General features: G+C 30.7%; 15 protein-coding genes and 1 pseudogene. 4 read left to right on the top strand and 12 right to left on the bottom strand.

Annotation, left to right across the window (positions count from 1 at the left end; translation table 11 throughout):
- Positions 1-49: 49 nt before the first annotated feature.
- The 5 genes from ELQ11_RS00545 to guaA form a co-directional block, all read right to left on the bottom strand.
- Complete coding sequence (locus ELQ11_RS00545; RefSeq protein WP_126235735.1) at positions 50-2098, bottom strand: LPS-assembly protein LptD; 2049 nt, start codon at positions 2096-2098, stop codon at positions 50-52.
- Positions 2088-2540 carry an RDD family protein gene (locus ELQ11_RS00540; RefSeq protein WP_002871012.1) on the bottom strand — a complete coding sequence of 151 codons (453 nt, stop codon included), beginning with the start codon at positions 2538-2540 and terminating at the stop codon, positions 2088-2090. The genes ELQ11_RS00545 and ELQ11_RS00540 overlap by 11 nt, the downstream gene beginning before the upstream one ends.
- Complete coding sequence (purD, locus tag ELQ11_RS00535; RefSeq protein WP_070283097.1) at positions 2537-3787, bottom strand: phosphoribosylamine--glycine ligase; 1251 nt, start codon at positions 3785-3787, stop codon at positions 2537-2539. The genes ELQ11_RS00540 and purD overlap by 4 nt, the downstream gene beginning before the upstream one ends.
- Before the next feature lie 239 nt (positions 3788-4026).
- A complete protein-coding gene (locus ELQ11_RS00530) occupies positions 4027-5487 on the bottom strand; it encodes a hypothetical protein (protein ID WP_002871009.1) in 1461 nt (486 codons plus the stop codon).
- A gap of 85 nt (positions 5488-5572) precedes the next feature.
- Positions 5573-7108, bottom strand: coding sequence for a glutamine-hydrolyzing GMP synthase (gene guaA / locus ELQ11_RS00525; protein ID WP_126219089.1), 1536 nt, complete (start codon positions 7106-7108; stop codon positions 5573-5575).
- Positions 7109-7246: 138 nt separating this feature from the next.
- Between guaA and ELQ11_RS00520 the strand changes: the two genes are divergently transcribed.
- From ELQ11_RS00520 to ELQ11_RS00510, 3 genes are read left to right on the top strand one after another with little or no spacing between them, the layout of a single operon-like run.
- The gene (locus ELQ11_RS00520) at positions 7247-7741 is read left to right on the top strand and encodes a hypothetical protein (RefSeq protein ID WP_004305626.1); all 495 of its coding nucleotides are present in this window, start codon (positions 7247-7249) and stop codon (positions 7739-7741) included.
- A complete protein-coding gene (uvrC, locus tag ELQ11_RS00515) occupies positions 7734-9536 on the top strand; it encodes an excinuclease ABC subunit UvrC (RefSeq protein WP_134225074.1) in 1803 nt (600 codons plus the stop codon). The genes ELQ11_RS00520 and uvrC overlap by 8 nt, the downstream gene beginning before the upstream one ends.
- A gap of 1 nt (position 9537) precedes the next feature.
- Positions 9538-10734 carry a hypothetical protein gene (locus tag ELQ11_RS00510; RefSeq protein WP_002871006.1) on the top strand — a complete coding sequence of 399 codons (1197 nt, stop codon included), beginning with the start codon at positions 9538-9540 and terminating at the stop codon, positions 10732-10734.
- Here the strand turns inward: ELQ11_RS00510 and ELQ11_RS00505 are convergent.
- The 5 genes from ELQ11_RS00505 to ELQ11_RS00485 form a co-directional block, all read right to left on the bottom strand.
- Complete coding sequence (locus ELQ11_RS00505) at positions 10731-11633, bottom strand: radical SAM protein (RefSeq protein ID WP_002871005.1); 903 nt, start codon at positions 11631-11633, stop codon at positions 10731-10733. The genes ELQ11_RS00510 and ELQ11_RS00505 overlap by 4 nt on opposite strands.
- Positions 11630-12652 carry a uroporphyrinogen decarboxylase gene (gene hemE / locus ELQ11_RS00500; RefSeq protein WP_002871004.1) on the bottom strand — a complete coding sequence of 341 codons (1023 nt, stop codon included), beginning with the start codon at positions 12650-12652 and terminating at the stop codon, positions 11630-11632. Before hemE ends, ELQ11_RS00505 begins: the two co-directional genes overlap by 4 nt.
- A 72-nt stretch (positions 12653-12724) precedes the next feature.
- On the bottom strand, positions 12725-13258 hold the full coding sequence (locus ELQ11_RS00495; RefSeq protein WP_002871003.1) for a hypothetical protein: 534 nt from the start codon (positions 13256-13258) through the stop codon (positions 12725-12727).
- A 1-nt stretch (position 13259) separates the two neighbouring features.
- Positions 13260-13580 carry an invasion antigen CiaC gene (gene ciaC, locus ELQ11_RS00490; protein ID WP_002871002.1) on the bottom strand — a complete coding sequence of 107 codons (321 nt, stop codon included), beginning with the start codon at positions 13578-13580 and terminating at the stop codon, positions 13260-13262.
- A 56-nt stretch (positions 13581-13636) separates the two neighbouring features.
- Positions 13637-14836 (bottom strand): MFS transporter, encoded by a 1200-nt coding sequence (locus ELQ11_RS00485; RefSeq protein ID WP_002871001.1) that lies wholly within the window; start codon positions 14834-14836, stop codon positions 13637-13639.
- Between the two features lie 63 nt (positions 14837-14899).
- On the opposite strand from ELQ11_RS00485, the pseudogene ELQ11_RS00480 reads away from it, so the two are divergent.
- Positions 14900-15501: pseudogene (locus tag ELQ11_RS00480) on the top strand (hypothetical protein).
- Here ELQ11_RS00480 and pdxA read toward each other — a convergent pair.
- Together pdxA and ELQ11_RS00470 are read right to left on the bottom strand one after the other, a co-directional pair.
- Complete coding sequence (pdxA, locus tag ELQ11_RS00475) at positions 15491-16585, bottom strand: 4-hydroxythreonine-4-phosphate dehydrogenase (RefSeq protein ID WP_002870999.1); 1095 nt, start codon at positions 16583-16585, stop codon at positions 15491-15493. The pseudogene ELQ11_RS00480 and the gene pdxA sit on opposite strands and share 11 nt — an antisense overlap.
- Positions 16582-17355 carry a pyridoxine 5'-phosphate synthase gene (locus tag ELQ11_RS00470; protein ID WP_126231901.1) on the bottom strand — a complete coding sequence of 258 codons (774 nt, stop codon included), beginning with the start codon at positions 17353-17355 and terminating at the stop codon, positions 16582-16584. The genes pdxA and ELQ11_RS00470 overlap by 4 nt, the downstream gene beginning before the upstream one ends.
- Positions 17356-17407: the final 52 nt, after the last annotated feature.

Genomic DNA, 17407 nt, shown 5'->3' with positions numbered 1-17407 from the left:
ATAATAAATTCGTAAAATTTTTTAAAATATTTAGCAAATTTCATCCTTTTTAAATTTTGTTTTCACTTTCTGCTAAAGAGAAATCGTATTTTACTCCTCCTAAAGGATAGAAGTTGAAAATAAAATAAACTCCGCTTTGATTTTTAGCTGTGATACCACCACTTGTGAGTTGTGGATCGATTCTTTCTCTATACATTAAAGAATAGTTCCAACATTTTCTTTGATAGGTATAGCCAAGTTCCCACATGTTTGCATGAGCTCTTTGAGTATCAAACCAAATTCCACCAAATAAATTGTAATTAGGTGAGGCAATATAATTTGCTCTTGTGCCAATAAAGCTATATTTTCCATACTCATCGTTTTGATAAGCATGAGAAAACATCCAATTAAATTTTGAATTTGTATTGACTTCTATTTGGCTGATGACATTGGTAAAGCGACTTTGCTCATAAGAGTAAAGCACTTCGCTGTTGAGATTGATGTTTGCATTAAAATAATAAGTTAAAAGATTTTCAAGTTCATAGAATTTATTTTGTTTATTGAGATAGTCAAGTGAAATTCTGTGTTTGAGTTTTTTTTGTCCTTCGTTGTTATAGAAATATTGCACAGCATAAAGACTTGTATGTTCGTTTTCTTTGTCGTATTCTTCAAGATAATCTTGCGTGATTTTACCTGATTTTGCTCCTGGCAAAATGTAATTCACCCCTAAATTTAAAGTATGAAAGAAATTTTCATAAGCTTTTGAAAGATCAGTGTAGAGATTAAAATCATGAGTGTTTCTAAAATAATGCTCATGGTTTCTTTCGGGATCGTTGCTATAATTTACAAAAGAAGCATAAAATCTTTCTGTGAAAGTAAAGTGTAAAAAGTCTCCAAAAAAAGCATTGTGATACGAGATAGGCAAGTCTAAATTTAACTCATTTGCATAAGAACCAGCAGGTCGGTAAAAATTATGAAATGAAGTATCAAATGAATAACGCAAGCGTTCATCAAAAAGGTTATTTAAAAATCTATGATATTGAAAGCTTGGATATTCTTGTAAGGTTGTATTATTGCTAAGTTTAGATGTGTCGATATAATATCTTGCATAAGCTCCGTAAAAATTGTTTTCATCAGCTAAAAAATAATTGATTTTGGAGGTTACAAGCGAGTTAAGATCTCGATAATCCCTACTTCCTAAATTTAAATAATCCACATCGTTGAGATAGGTTGCATCTATCCATAGGCCTTCTTGAAAATTATCACTGAGTAAAGATTTGATTAAATCATCTCTTGAGTATTTTAGTTCTATTCCATAGTGGGTTTGATTTTTCAAATTTTCATCGTGAAAATAGGAGCTATTTTCCCTAAAAGCACCAAAATTTAATTCTCCTGTTGAATATGGAGAATCAAGAAATCTTAAAGTAGAATAAAGTCCAAAACCACGGTTTGTTCGAATTTGTGGATCAAGTTCTAAATCCCAATTTTCTTGAGTGGCAATATAAATAGGTTGTTCATAGTATAAGCCTTCGCTACTTTTTAAAACGATTTTTGGGATTAAAAGTCCGCTTTGTCTATGAGTATCAGCACTAAATCCAAAATAAGGTAGATAAAAAACCGGGGTATTTTTAACATATAATCTTGCATTGTAAAGATGAACAAAATTGGTTTCCCGGTTAAGCCAGCCTTTTGAAAAACGAATTTCCCAATCAGGATCTTCAACATTGCAGCTTGAAACTGCTGAAATTTTACTTTCAAAGACTTTATCATTTAGATGGCTTGTTTTGCTTTGAAACCATACTTCAAGATTATTATTGGAAAAGAAAAAATTACTAAAATCGGCTTGATTGGAATTTAGGTTGATTTTAGCATAATCAGAATGTGATCTTTCGTTTTGTCCCCTTAGGATGTTAACATCGCCAAAAAGCTCAACATCTCCGGTTTTTTCATTGTAAATTGCTTTATTGGCAGTGATGAAATAAAAATCAGAAAAAATAATAACATCATTGTTTGCAGTAAGAATATCACCTTCTTTTTTTGCATCAAGAGCGTAAATATCAACTTGTGCTGCACTTAAAGCTATGCTAGTTCCTAGCAATAGGGAAAATTTACGCCACATCGACTACTATTGTCCTTGCTAGATAATCCTCCCAAGCTTTGCGTAAATCATTACTTAAAGCCCAAGCAAATCCAAGCATAAATGCCATAGCACTAACCTGTCTTATGGCAGATCTGATGCAACTTTGGATGAGATTGGGTTTGTCAAGAAGATTTTCATCCAAGATGATAATTTTGCATAATATTTTTCCCAAACTCGCCCCATAAAGATAAGTAAAAATTGCTTGATAACTAAAATGAAGTAAGATGAAGCCAAGATAAAAATTTCCTATAATTTGAGTTGTTTCAAATAAATCTTTTGCTTGGATTAGACGATCATAAAAAATGATAAACACAATCAAAGAAATAATCATATCATCGATTAAAAAAGCTAAAACTCTTTTTCCAAAACTTGCTATTTTTAGATTTTCACGCTCTAAGCGGTCTTGTAAGTTTTCTTTCATTTAAGAACCTGATGAGCGATGTCTTTTCTGTATTGCTTTCCTTTGAAATTTACATTATCACAAAGTTTATAAGCATTTTTTTGCGCTTCTTCTATACTTTTTCCTGTGCCAACGCAAACCAAAATTCTTCCACCATCAGCCATTAATTTGCCATCTTCTAGGCTTACTCCAGCATAAGAGATATGAGAGTTTTCAGGAATGTTATTTACAGTAATTTCACTTTTTGGTGAACTTTTGTAAGGATAGTTTTCACTCGCGCATACAACCCCTACTGCAAATTCTTTTTTGATTTTGATTTTTGCGTGTCTTAAGCGTCTTTGAGTAGCAGCTAAAATAAGTTCCAAAGGATTTTCGATTAAAGGCATTAAAACTTCACATTCAGGATCTCCAAAGCGAACATTAAATTCTAATACATAAGGTTTATTTCCAACGATCATAGCGCCTATAAATAAAACACCACAAAATTCCGCTCCTTCTTTTTTCATGCCTGCTAAAGTCGGTAAAATAATATCTTTTTGAACTTTTCTAAGCAAGCTTTCGTTCGCCAAAGAGCTAGGAGCGTAAGCACCCATTCCGCCAGTATTTGGCCCTTGATCATTATCGAGTAATTTTTTATGATCTTGTGCTACAGGAAGTAAAACAAAATCATTGCCATCACATACTGCAAAAATGCTTAATTCATAACCATCTAAAAATTCTTCAATTACAACGAGTTTTCCAGCATCTCCAAAGCTTTCTCCGCTCAGCATTTTAGCTGTTTCTTCTATGGCTTCTTCATGAGTCTTAGCTATGATAACACCTTTTCCTGCGCAAAGTCCATCGGCTTTTACTACTATAGGAGGGGTTAAACTATGTATAAAATTTTTTGCTTTTTCAATATCATTTGTGTTTAAAAATTTAGCTGTTTTGATACGGTATTTTTTAAGAAAGCTTTTCATAAAAGATTTTGAGGTTTCAAGCATTGCAGCAGCTTTACTTGGCCCAAAAATAGCAAGTCCTTGTTGTTTAAAAATATCTACAACACCTTCAGCTAAAAAACTTTCACTTCCTACTATACAAAGATCAAAACCTTTTTCTTTTGCATAGGTTGCTAAAACTACTGGATCTTTTAGGTTTAAATTTGTTCCAAGACTTTCGGTAGCGCCATTTCCAGGAGCAAAATAAAACTCTAAATTTTTGTCTACTCTTCTTAAGGCTAAAGCAATAGAATATTCTCTTGCACCACTACCCAAAATCATTATTTTCATTTATATCTCCTTTTAAACCCAAACAGCCGTTTAACAAAGATTGACCCCAAAAAGTCAAAGAAAACCGCTAGGTAATTTTTAAAGGCTGCAACTTCTCGCTTTTTTCAAAGCTCAAACGATGCCACAGAACACGGTAAATCACACAATCGCAGTTAATAAAAATGTGTTGGATCACTTTAAATACCACAAACTGTTTAGGCAAGGAAATTATAACTTAATTTAGCTTAAATTTCTATGTCTTAAATCAGTTTAAATTTGGTTTTTCCTGATTTGTCAAAATGCTTTCCTTGTAAAATAATATCGGCAACATTTTCCCAAACATGTTTTTCATCAATATAGACTATATCAAAGGTGTTATCACGCATTAAAGACTGATAATTCACTTTTTTAGGTGCGTATTTTACTAAATAATATGGATTTTGTGAAAAGTTTTCAATTTTTAATTTGCATAATAAATCTAAATCCGATGTGACAACTAAAAATTTTTTTCTTTGTTCTTTTGTAATTTTTTGAATATACACTAAAAGTTTTTGATCAAAAGGATTTAGAGCGGATTTATTTAAGCGACTTAAGTAATGTTCTGCAAAAGAAAGAGAACAGAAAGAATTTTCTATATTGCTCATAGTAAAATAAGAATTTTTAACCCCTGATGATTTTAAAGATAAATGCCAAATTTTAACATCCATTATGGTTGCACATAGATTTAAACCTGTGACAATTTTTTTAAAGAGCTTTTCTCGTGAAAGCTTAAAAGCATTTTCGAAAATATTGTAATTTTTCTTATAAAAATCCTCCCTTATAGCATCAAGTCTTTTTAGTGTTGTTCTGTAGTATTCTGCTTCTTTTTGTAGCTTAGCCAATCTTTCTTGCCGTGCTTTAAGTTTTTCAGGGTCTGCATTGGCCGCATTACTTTTAAGATTTATTTCAGATTGTAAAGTTTTCATTTGTGCTTCAAGTGAGGCTAGACGATTTTTTCTTGTATCTATGGTGGCTACTAAAGCTTGGTAATGACACTGCAAAGATAAAAAAGTTTCGTTAAAAATTTTAGTGATATTTGGTTTTTGATCAGCTATCATTTGCTTATATGAATTCTCTAAATGCATCATGATGCTTTTTAATGCGCTAAATTGGGTTTGGTCTATGCTATTATCCATAAAAATTAAAGTATCATAAGCTTTAAATAAAAATCTTTTAAGTATAAGATAATCAAGTATGCAAGGAATTTCCTTTTCATCTTGTAGATTGGCTTGAAGCGTTTCTACGGATAAAATTTCATGGGCAAAATATTTTTGTATAGCTTGAGGTATAGTAAAAGAAAGAGGAATTTTTTCTATACTGTCAAAGTCTGTTGTTCTATAGAGTTCTGTTATATAAGCACTTCTTCTTGAGTTTTGCAAGTCTTCTAATTCATCATCATTATCAGTTTTCCAAAAATCATGCTCAGTGATAAAATCCCCTTCTTTAAATTCTTGAAATTTTGAAGGTTTTATACCCGTTATGGTTTTGCTTGTTTGAACGGGCTTGCCGTCTTCTGCTTTTTTTTCGCTAGAAAGAGTTCTAAATTCCACAAGCATACCAACACTTGGCATACTTTTTTTATCATTCCAAATTTGGCGATTGAAGTCAAAAAAGGTATTTGCTGAGTTTGTAACGGTTCCACGTCCTGTAGAATCCATATAAATAGCTATTTTTCCATGCATATTTCTTCCTTGAAATTTCTTAAATAAATTCTAGCCTTATTTTTATAAAAATTTTATAATAAAAATAAGAGCTAGAAAAAATGGATCATTCCCATTCTATGGTTGCAGGTGGTTTGCTTGAGATATCATAAACAACGCGGTTTATACCTTCTACTTCATTGATGATACGGCGACTTATGTTTTCTAAAACTTCGTAAGGTAAATGCGAGAAAGTAGCTGTCATACCATCACTTGCATCTACAACGCGTATGCAAACTGCATTATCATAAGTGCGGTTATCCCCCATAACCCCAACGCTTTTAACATTTAAAAGCACGCAAAATGCTTGCCAAGTTTTATCATACCAGCCGGTGCTTTTAAGTTCTTCAAGTAAAATTACATCAGTCTTGCGCAATAGTTCTAAGCTAGGGCGATTTACTTCTCCCATAATGCGTATAGCAAGCCCTGGTCCAGGGAAAGGATGGCGATAAACTACTTCTTTGCTAAGTCCAAGCTCAAGTCCTAGGGCACGCACTTCATCTTTAAAAATTTCTTTTAAAGGCTCTATGAGTTTAAGATTCATTTTTTCAGGTAAGCCCCCTACATTATGATGGCTTTTAATGGTTTTGCTTGCACCTATAACAGAACTTTCTATGATATCAGTATAAAGTGTGCCTTGAGCGAGATATTTTACATCTTTATGTTTTTTTGCTTCTTCTTCAAAAACTTCTATAAAGGTATTTCCTATGATTTTTCTTTTTTGCTCAGGATCTCTAACATTAGCCAAGCGACTTAAGAAAATTTCACTTGCATCAATGCTGATAAGATCGATACCTAAGGTATTTTTAAACATAAATTCAACTTGTTCTTTTTCTCCGCTCCTTAAAAGTCCATTGTCTACAAAAACTACTATAACTTGCTCTTTTATAGCACTGGCTAAAAGTGCAGCAACTACACTACTATCTACTCCGCCACTTACAGCACAAAGCACTTTATCACTGCCTACTTCTTCACGGATTTTTTCTGCTTGAGTTTTTGCAAAAGAACCCATATTCCAAACACTTTCACAATTACAAGCGTATTTAGCAAAATTTTTTAAGATATTTTTGCCAAATTCACTGTGTTGCACTTCTGGGTGAAATTGCAGAGCAAAAAATTTCTTATCTTCGTTGCCAAAAACACAAAAAGGACTATTTTCACTTGTGGCTAAAACTTCAAAACCTTGAGGTAAATTTTCTACTTTATCAGAATGACTCATCCAAACGGTTTGTTTTTTTGGAAGATTTTTAAATAAAGCACTATCTTTTTTAACTTCTATATTTGCTTTACCATATTCTTTATGTCCTGCAGGTGCAACTGTAGCTTTGTAATGATGTGCCATAAGCTGCATACCATAACAAATTCCAAGAACAGGTAAACCCAAGTCAAATATGCCTTTATCGCAAAAATACGCATCAGTTGCATATACGCTTGCTGGACCTCCACTTAAAATAATACCTTTTGGTTCTTTTGCTTTGATATCAGCTAAGCTTACATTAAAAGGTAAAATTTCTGCATAAACTCCTTGTTCCCTTAAGCGTCTTGCTATAAGCTGAGTGTATTGAGAGCCAAAGTCTAAAACTAAAATATCTGCTTTTTTCATTATTTACCACCTATGTAATTGTTCGTATTTTTTAATGGTTTTTACCGAGCCATTTTGTTCATAGCTTGTGTATTGAGGGTTGCCTTTATATCCGCAAGCACAGAAGAAAATTAAGAAAAGAAATGCTAAAATCATCTTATGAGAAAAAGAAATAATATCAAGATGACTAAAAACGCTAGTGCTGTTATTAATGAATTGATGGATAAACCTCATTATAAGCCTTTAAAAACCTTATTTTTTTGCAAAGATTTTTTAAGTTCTTTTCCGCTTGCTAAGCAACGTTTGATTGCTAAAATTTATGTAAAAAATCATATTTTAAATATAATAACCTTACATCCAGCAGCTTATCAAGAATTAAATCATGATGATAGCAAAATTTATATTAAATTTCTCATAAAAGCATATGGACAAAAATATCCTTTAAGTGGATTTGTTGATATAAAAGATATAAAAATCTTTTCCCAAAAATACACTTATGCAGTAAATAAAAACAAAAATGATGAAAAACTCTCTAAAAATTCTTATTTGGAGCTTTCTAAGGGTGAATTTAAAAATTGCTTTAAAGATGAAAAATTATTTAAGAAATTTGAAGATTTAAGAGAACTTATAAAAAAAGGTTCTAATCTTGACTAAAGAGAATTTAGAAAATGAGTTAAAAACTCTTCCCAATAGCGCTGGAGTTTATCAATACTTCAATCAAGAAGGAAAGCTTTTATATGTAGGTAAGGCTAAAAATCTTAAAAATCGTGTCAAATCTTATTTTGCTTTTACTCCAAATTTACATGCAAATCCAAGAAATTCTTTAAGAATTCAAAAAATGATTGAAGAAACAGTGCATTTGGAATTTATCACTACTAATTCAGAAGCTGATGCTTTGATTTTAGAAAATTCTTTTATCAAACAACTGCATCCAAAATATAATATTTTACTAAGAGATGATAAAACTTATCCTTATATTTATGTGGATTTTGAAGAAGAATTTCCACGTTTTGAGATTACTAGAAAATTGGTAAAAAAAAGCAAAATCAAATATTTTGGCCCTTTTTTTAAAGGTGCTAGAGAGCTTTTAGATGCACTTTATTTATACTATCCTTTAAAGCAAAAAGCAAGTTGTAAATCCCCTTGTATTTTTTATCAAATTTCTCGTTGTCTTGCACCTTGTGATAAACGCATCAGCAGGGAAAAATACCTTAAAATTTTAGATGAGGCTATGCACGCACTTTTAAATCCTAGTATTTTAATAAAAAATTTAGAAAAACAAATGCTTGTTTTAGCGCAAAATGAAAATTACGAAGAAGCAGCTAAAGTAAGGGATCAGATTGGAACGATTAAAGATTTGGAAGTTAGAGTTGAAATAGATATTGCAAAATTAGAAGATTTTGAAGTATTTGCTTTAGCCTTTGAAAATTCCATGCTTTCAACCTTACGTTTTGTGGTGCAAAATGGAAAAATTATCAGTGTAAATTCTAAGATTACTCCTATAAAAAATGATATACAATGGGATAAAAATGAAATTTATAAGCAATTGATTTTAGAAAATTTTAGTATGGACATTCCTTTGCTTGCAAATGTTATTTATGTTTATGAAGAATTTGAAGATAGAGTGCTTTTGGAAGAAATTTTAAGCCAAAGATTTGATAAAAAAATCAGTATTAAAATTCCTAAAATAGGAGAAAAAAGAAAAATTTGTGATTTGGCTTTTCAAAATGCACTTTTAAATATAGAAAAAGAGCAAAAAAATCATGATTTTACTATGCAAAAAGAATTAAAGTCTTATTTTGAACTTGAAAATTTACCAAATAATATAGAAATTTTTGATAATTCTCATTTGCAAGGTGTGGCAAATGTTGGAGCTATGGTAACTTATAGAATGAATTCTTGGGATAAGTCAAAATATCGAAAATTTCATTTAAAACATAAAAATGACTACGAACAAATGCGTGAAGTCTTAACGCGTAGGGCTTTGGACTTTGATAAAATACCTCCTCCTGATTTATGGCTTGTAGATGGAGGAAAGGCTTTGCTTGATTTGGCTAAAGAAATCATTGTAAGTAGTGGAGCTAATATCGATATTTTAGCTATTTCAAAAGAAAAAATCGATGCAAAAGCACATAGGGCTAAAGGAGGTGCTAAGGATAAAATTCATTCCTTAAAAGGAGAATTTAGCTTAAGTATTAACGATAAAAAACTACAATTCTTACAGAAATTAAGAGATGAAGCGCACCGTTTTGCTATCAGCTTTCATCAAAATACTAAGAAAAAACAGGACTTGAAAAGTTCTAAGCTTGCAAATTTAGGACTTAGTTCAGGGGTTATACAAAAACTTTTAGCGTATTATGGAAATTTTGAATCTATATATAAGGCTGATTTTAAAGATCTTGCAATGCTTGTGGGTAAGAAAGCGGCGCAAAAGATAAAGGAAAATTAATTTGATATTAGCGGGGATAATTTTTATTTTTAATCTAATTTTAGTGTATTTAAGTATTGATATCTTAAAGCTTGATAGTGTTACTGAACAACTGAAAATAGGTATGTTTTCTAGCATTTTTGTTTTATCTTTAACACTTTTTATTTTTGCTTTTAGACAAAATAGAAATATAAACAAAATATATCAAAAAATTTTTTGTATGCAAAATGATTTTTTAAATTTTCAAAAAAAGATTGATGTTGATAGTGCGCTTGATTTGTTAAAGGAAAAATTTGAAACTACGGGACAAAATTTAACTAAAATATCCCATGAAAAAGACAGATATTTGCATTTATTAGAAGAAAATTTATATCAGCTTGGAAATATATCTAATGCAATGCGTTGCTTAAATGAAGGGTATAATAAAGAAATTAATTCTTTGATTTTAAATGCCTTAAATTCTCAAAAAGATCAAATTAGATTAGAATTAAATGAGGCTTTAGAGCATCATAAAAGCATTATAGGGACATCTCATGGAAAGGTTTTGCAGTTTGAAGCAAATGTGGCTATAGTTAATAATGATGAGCTTGAAAATTTTTTACTTGCAAATTTACTTTCGTATTTTGGCATAGAAAGTACTTGTTTTAAAAATTTAAGTTTTGATGTTAATGACTTTCATTTGATTTTTATCAAGGATAAAATTTTAAATGAAAATATAAAGAAAAACTATGATTTTATAGTGATGGGTCGGCATAAAAATACACATTATGAGTATTTTTTAACTTTACCTTTTGAAAAAAAAGATCTTGAAAATATTTTGCAAAACAAGCTTGATAAGGTTTGCACTTTAAAATTTAAAACTCCTTATCAAAATAATGTATTGCTTTTTAAACAAAATGATTTTGATGCAACCTTATTTTTTAATATAATAGAAAAACAATGCGATAAAAATATATGTATAAATTCTTTTAGTCAATTAAAACAAGAATTAAGCAAGGAGACTTATCGTTTGATTTTGCTTGATTATGAATTAATTAAATTTGATCTTGAGCAAATGAGAAATTTGCTAAGTGTTTATAAAAAACAGCATCCGCAAAGCCATATCATATTTTTTTCAAAGGAAAAAGTTAGGGATTTTGATTGTGTGAGTGAAGTTTTAAGTGATGTAAGTAGAAATGATCTTATAACTTTACTTAGAAAGTATTTACCAAAGGCCTAAACTTTATAAAATTTAACTCCAGCTAAATCGAGAATTTTTACCTTTTTTTCTTTGATAAGTTGATTTAAGAGAGTTTTAGATTGTTCATCAAATTTCGCTTCTATGTCTATTTCGCTTTGTGAGCGTAAATGAAGCATTTTTAATAATTCTTCTTTATTGAAGTTTAGTTTTTCACCTTCATAATGTCTTTTGGCTAAGAGTACAGGAGTAGAATCTATAAGTTTGGAAAGTTTTAAAAGTTTTTCTTCGCTTACTTTTTTAACGGCATAAGCAGGAGGTCTATCTATGGTGCTTAGATCAACTCTTAAAGGCATGATTTTTTTTAAAGCTTGATTGAGTGCTTTAAATTCTTCTTCGTTGTCATTAAGATCTTTAACAACTAGAATTTCCATAATCAAATCTCCATTAAACCTAGCTCTAAAATCTGCCATTTTTTCTATCATTTTTTCTAAGTCAATGTTTTTTAAAGCTCTATCAATACGATAAAAAGTTTTAGCAACTGCGCTATCTAGGCTAAATTTGACCACATCTAGTTTTAGCAAAGCATTAAATTTGTCTTCATCTAATACAGCTGTACCATTGCTTAAAATAAGCAATTTTTTATCTTTAGCAATGCTACGTAAAGATAAAATAAGCTCATTTAAATAAGGATAAAGACTAGGCTCTCCGTTGGCAGTAAGGGTAAGAAAATCAAATTCAACATTTTTTTCAAGCACAGCTTTAACTTCGGAGATAATTTTGTCTATGCTGATAATTTCATCTTGTTTTTCTTGGGCTTTTTTTGGAACAAGCTCGCAATAAACACAATCAAAATTGCATTGTTTTTCACTAGGACTTAAATCTATACCCAAAGATTTTCCAAAACGCCTTGAGCTAACAGGACCAAAGAGTATTTTCATTTAGCTGAACTTTCTTGTACAAGCTTGATAAAATATTTTGCATTTTCAACAGGAATATCAGGCAAGATCCCATGTCCTAAGTTGAAAATATGAGCTTTATTTTGCATGGTTTTTAGTATTTTTTCCACTCCTTCTTTGATGGCATTTTTATCATAAAGTCTGCAAGGCTCCATGTTACCTTGAAGAGTGTATTTGTGCGATAGTTTATCACGTGCTAAATCAAGCGGAGTGCTCCAATCAACCCCAAAAACATCAAAATTACCATCGATTCTATCTAAATAACCGCTAATGCCTTTAGGGAATAAAATTACAGGTATATTTGCGTATTTGCTTTTAATAAAATTTGAAATTTCAAGCATATAATTAAAAGAGAAATCAAAAAACTTATCGTATTCTAAAGCACTTGCCCAGCTATCAAAAATCTGTATAGCATTGGCACCTGCTTTAATTTGCTCTTCTAAATAAAGTTTTAAAACTTGAGTTAGTTTGTTTAGAATTTTATGTAAAAGTTCTGGGTTTTGATAAAGCATTTTTTTACACTTTGCATAACTTTTACTTCCGCCTCCTTCTATCATATAGGTAGCTATAGTCCAAGGGCTTCCGCAAAATCCTATTAAAGCCTTGTTTTGAGATAATTTTTCTCTAGTAAGCTTTAAGGCATCATAGACATAATTTAATTTTTTATGCGCATTTTGATCGTCAAGTTTTTCTAAGTCTTCTAGGGTTGAAATAGGATTATCAAAAATAGGCCCTTCTCCTTTTTCAAAGCGTAAATTCATGCCCATTTCGAGAGGAACAACTAAGATATCTGAAAAAATGATTGCTGCATCTACATCTAAAATATCAATAGGCTGTAAAGAAACTTCAGAAGCTTTTTTATAGTCTTTACACAAAGAGAGAAAATCGCCCGCTTGTTTTCTTACTTCCATATATTCTGGCAAATATCTTCCTGCTTGACGCATCATCCAAATAGGGGTATAGGGTGTAGGTTTTTTAAAGCAAGCATCAATAAAAATCATTATTTTCCTTTGTTTTTGACAAAATTATAACAGAAATTGATAAATTAAATTATCAATTTCTCGATATTTGCTTTACACAGAAGAGCCAACAGGCGCTGAAAAAACATTAAAAAAATCTTTATTATTTTCTTCTTGTTTTTTGCTATTGCCAAAGATTGGACTATTTTTAGTGTGATATTTAGCTTCAGCTTGCATTTGCATATAGCTTATTCCCTCTTGTGTATTTGACTTTCCGGAATTAAATTCTTGCTTGTTGTTTTTTATATCTTGTTTTTCAAGATCGAGATTAAGTTTCCCGTTAATTTTTTCATTAACTTGAGTGCTGATTTTTTCTTTGGTTTGTTCTTCTAGCTTCAATCTTATGTGTTCCCTATAAGCTTCTTCATCAGGAACCATTTTTTTTTCGTATTCTCCTGTTTTTTTGTTTAATACAAGTTCTTCCTTAAATTTTTTAATTTTGGAGCCGACAAATTCTTCTACTTCTTTAAGTAAAACTTTAAAAGGGGTATTCCATAAAGAATTTTCATCTTGCTTGAAGTTATTAGAAAATTTACGAGAATTATTAGAATTCTCGTTTATGTAGTTTGAGTTTTGATTGATTTGCATATTAAGCCTTTGTATTGTTTGCAGCATTTCCTGCGTCAATTGTAGCAAAAAGCTTATTTAGCAAAGTCTCCTCATTTTTTTTGTATTGATCTTCTCTCATTTTTTGCCAAGCATAAGATCTAAAATCTTCTCTAACAGCACCAAGATCAATGTCTTCATTAGTAAATTTGCTTGAGTTTGTTTTTTTCTCTTCCTTTTCTTCTTTGTTTTTTACTTCATTTAATGTGGCTTGAAATTCATCTGCCGAAGTATTTTTCTCTTTAACTTTAGTTGTGGTGCTAAAGATAGCATTTGATGTTTTTTGAGTGATATCTACTACCATTTTCTCCTCCTTTATTTAACTTTACATTAAACAAACAAGCAATTTCTATTCCAGTTTTATACATTTTTTAAACTTTTTCTTTGAAATTTTTTATAATTTAATTTATCTTTGGCAAAAAGCAAGGCAAAAATCAAAGCAGGGCTTACAAAAAGTGCCGAAAATAAAGCATTAAATTCTATACCCAATCCTGCTAAAACAATCCCACCTAAAAAACTTGCTAAGGCTATGCCTACATTAAAAGCTGCTTCATTTACACTTACTGTGCTATCTATGACTTTATGAGTATGGCGTTTAGCTTTAGCAATGCTAAGCATTTTTAACGCAGGTATGGTTGAAAAGGCAAAAAATCCTATCAAGGCTACGCTAAAAATGATTAAAATTTTAGAATGCATGGTGAGAAATACGCTTAAAAATACTAGAACTTGTATGCTTAAAATAAGACGTAAAGAAAAAATAGCACCTTTTTTATCTACTATTTTTCCGCCCCATAAATTCCCACAAATTGCGCAAATTCCATATAAAAGCAAGATGTAAGCTGTATCTTGGACTCTAAAACCGCTTATTTCTACAAGTAATTTTTGCAAATAAGTATAAAGAACAAATTGAGCCCCACAACTACAAATGGTTATAGTATAAGTTTTTAACAAATTTTGATGTGAAAAAGCAGGGATTAAATTTTTAAGACTTGTTGGGCTAGGATGTAAATTTTTGGGCATCATATGCCATACTCCAAAAAATGCTAAGCTTGTAATGATAAAAATAAGTAAAAAGATAAATTTAAAGCCAAAATAATGCCCTATGAAAGTTCCAAGCGGCACTCCAGTAACCAAGGCTACAGTAAGTCCTGTGACCATTATAGCCAGAGCGCTTGATTTTTTATCATCTGGAGTTATAGCACTTACAGCTAAGGTAGCAATGACAAAAAATACTCCATGCTGTGTTCCTGCTATAAAACGTGCAAATGCTGTAAGATGGAAATTTTGGCTAAAAAAGATAATGAAATTTGCTAGAGCAAAAATTCCAAGATTGATTAAAAGTTGTGTATGTCTATGAAAACGACTTAAAGGTATGGTAATAAGAGGAGCGCCTATAACAACACCTATAGCATATAAGGTTGTAAGATATCCTGCGGTTTTTGCATCTACGCTAAAATACGTTTCAACATCAACCAAAACTCCTGCCATAACAAATTCGGTTACCCCCATACAAAAAGCACTAAGAGCTAGTGCAAAAAGAGCTTTTTTGTAATTTTGCATTTTAAGTTCCTTATAAAAAATAAAAACGCATTATAATAAAATAAAAATTTTTAAAGGTAAATAATGAAAAAAAATATTTTATTGCTTGGTTTAAGTTTGGTGAGTTTAGGGGCTTTGAGTTTTGATGAGCTTATTTATAAAGATGAAGTAAAACCTAGTTTTGATTGCTCTAAAATCAAAGATGATGGTAAAAGTGATGATGAGCTTATGATATGTAATGAAATTGGTGTGCGTAATGAATTTGAGAATAAAAAACTTGCTTTAGTAGATAACATCTATAGTAGTTTGTATCAAAATATTTCAAAAAAAGCAGATAAAAAGACGAAAAAAGATTTTAAAGCTATTTCAAAAAAGATGATTAAAGAAAGAAAAATTTGTATAAAAAATATGCAAAATACAAAAGCAGGGGAAAATCCTATTTTACTTTTACTTAATGCAAGTGATTGGATGCAAGAAGCTTATATTAAGGCTTTATTAGAGCTTATGCAAAGAGCAAATAAAGATAAAAAGATCAAAGAAGTTTTAAGCAAATTTTTAAAAATAAAGTTGATAAATATGAAAATTTACTCACTCAAAGTTTAAATACCAATAAAGATTTGCAAGATTTTATAGACAGCTTGGCTAAAGAAGATTTGATTGATTCTAGGGCTAAATTTAAGCTTTAGGGTTTAAATTAATTGCGAATTTAGCCGCTTCAAAATAACTTTTAGTGTTGATTTTAGCATTTTTATAGGCTTTATCAAAGGCCGTGCCATGATCAACGCTAACGCGTATGATGGGTAAATTTAAACTCACATTGATGCTTTTATCAAAATACAAGGCCTTTAAAGGAGCAAGGGCAAGATCGTGATACATAGCCACTAAACGATTGCAGTTTTTTAAACCAGCCTTGGTAAAAGCTGTGTCAGCTACTAAAGGATAGGGTAGATAAACACCCTTGTCTTTAAAACTTAAAAGCAATTCTTTTTGTAAATTTTCATCTTTTAAGGCTTTTTTGAAAAATTTTTCATCTTTTTTAGAGTGTAAAAAGGCATTAACAAAGGCTATAGCTTTTTCCATGATCTTTTCTTCTTCTCCGCCTATGACTCCATAATCTCCAGCGTGAGGATTAAAACCTAAAAGTCCTATTTTTTTAAAATGCGTTTCTTTGTAAAAATCTTTTAAAAAGATGCTTAAATTTTTAAAAGTGATTTTTTTACTCACCTTAGCTAAAGGTACATGTTCGCTAAAAAGTCCTACAAACAGCTCTTTACAACCTAGCATCATAATGGCATTTTTTTTAAAAAAATCCCTTAAAGCATCGGTATGTCCTTTGTATTTAAGTCCTGCGTCTTCCCAAGCTTTTTTGTGTATAGGTAGAGTAAGCAAGGCATGGGCGTGTTTTTCATAGACAAAATAACTTGCCGCCTTAAAGCTTAAAAAACTATAAAGTCCACTTTTTGCATCTATTTCTCCGGCTTGGATTTTAAAATTTTCATCTACTTTAAAGCCTAAAGGAAGGCAAAAAGAGTAAATTTCAAGAGAATTTTGCTTTTTAAGAAATTTAAACTCATAGTCTTTGTCATCTTTAAAAGCTACGATTTTTGCATTAAAAAGTTTTAAATTTAAAAGTTTTAAAGCTTTATTAAGCAAGCTTTCGTGGATAAAATAAAAAGGTGTGCAGATTTTACTTAGTTCTTCATGAGAACGCACTAAAATTTCAAGTCCTATGCCGTTTATATCGCCTATGCTAATGGCTAGTTTTTTCATCTTTTAAGGAGTTCTTTCATTTCTAAAATAGCGTTTTGAAGTCCTGTAAATACAGATCTTGCTACAATGCTTTGTCCTATATTTAGCTCGCAAATTTCTTTAATTTTTACTACGGGTTTTACATTTTTGTAATTTAAACCATGTCCTGCGGCTACTTTTAAGCCAAGTTCTACGCCCTTTTTAGCACAGAGTGTTAAATTTTGCAATTCTTTTTCAAATTGAGCTTGCAGGGTTTTTTTATCTTGACCAAGTTCTTTTAAGGCGAAAGCAGTATGAGAGATATTGCTAAAAAGTACGTTGTGTAAATTCGCATAATGTCCTGTATGAAGTTCTATGAATTGGGCTTTTAAAATTTTTGATTTTTCTATATCTTCTAAACTAGGATTAATAAAAAGTGAAACTTCAATGTTTGCATTTTGAAGTTTTTCTATGCTTTGTTTTAATTTAGCATGATTTAAACAAAGCCCCCCTTCTGTAGTAAGCTCTTCTCTTTTTTCAGGTACTAAAGTAACGCGGTGGGGTTTGAGTTTAAGAGCTAAATTTAAAATTTCATCATTTAAAGCACATTCTAAATTGATAGGGCTTTTGCAAAATTTTATGATATTTTCCAAGTCAAAATCCTGAGCATGACGGCGATCTTCTCTTACATGCAAAGTGATTTGATCTCCGTGTTTAGCTGCTATAAAAGCAGCCTCTAAAAGATCAGGATCATTTACCATTCTAGCTTGTCTTAACACTGCGATATGATCGATATTTACACCTAAAAGCATATTTTTCCTTTAGAACTTTTTTGCTATTATACTATAAAATCAAACAAGGAAA

It is taken from the genome of Campylobacter sp. US50a (assembly GCF_004379015.1).
GTDB classification, from domain to species: domain Bacteria; phylum Campylobacterota; class Campylobacteria; order Campylobacterales; family Campylobacteraceae; genus Campylobacter_D; species Campylobacter_D jejuni.
This window is presented reverse-complemented; position numbering and strand designations above follow the sequence as displayed.

Bases quoted from the DNA above. Each gene is read 5' to 3' on its own strand.
- ELQ11_RS00545 (WP_126235735.1), bottom strand. From the start codon at position 2,098: ATGTGGCGTAAATTTTCCCTATTGCTAGGAACTAGCATAGCTTTAAGT.
- ELQ11_RS00520 (WP_004305626.1), top strand. From the start codon at position 7,247: ATGAGAAAAAGAAATAATATCAAGATGACTAAAAACGCTAGTGCTGTT.
- hemE (WP_002871004.1), bottom strand. From the start codon at position 12,652: ATGATTTTTATTGATGCTTGCTTTAAAAAACCTACACCCTATACCCCT.
- ELQ11_RS00485 (WP_002871001.1), bottom strand. From the start codon at position 14,836: ATGCAAAATTACAAAAAAGCTCTTTTTGCACTAGCTCTTAGTGCTTTT.
- ELQ11_RS00530 (WP_002871009.1), bottom strand. From the start codon at position 5,487: ATGCATGGAAAAATAGCTATTTATATGGATTCTACAGGACGTGGAACC.
- pdxA (WP_002870999.1), bottom strand. From the start codon at position 16,585: ATGAAAAAACTAGCCATTAGCATAGGCGATATAAACGGCATAGGACTT.
- guaA (WP_126219089.1), bottom strand. From the start codon at position 7,108: ATGAAAAAAGCAGATATTTTAGTTTTAGACTTTGGCTCTCAATACACT.
- purD (WP_070283097.1), bottom strand. From the start codon at position 3,787: ATGAAAATAATGATTTTGGGTAGTGGTGCAAGAGAATATTCTATTGCT.
- ELQ11_RS00495 (WP_002871003.1), bottom strand. From the start codon at position 13,258: ATGCAAATCAATCAAAACTCAAACTACATAAACGAGAATTCTAATAAT.
- ELQ11_RS00540 (WP_002871012.1), bottom strand. From the start codon at position 2,540: ATGAAAGAAAACTTACAAGACCGCTTAGAGCGTGAAAATCTAAAAATA.
- ciaC (WP_002871002.1), bottom strand. From the start codon at position 13,580: ATGGTAGTAGATATCACTCAAAAAACATCAAATGCTATCTTTAGCACC.
- ELQ11_RS00470 (WP_126231901.1), bottom strand. From the start codon at position 17,355: ATGCTTTTAGGTGTAAATATCGATCATATCGCAGTGTTAAGACAAGCT.
- ELQ11_RS00505 (WP_002871005.1), bottom strand. From the start codon at position 11,633: ATGAAAATACTCTTTGGTCCTGTTAGCTCAAGGCGTTTTGGAAAATCT.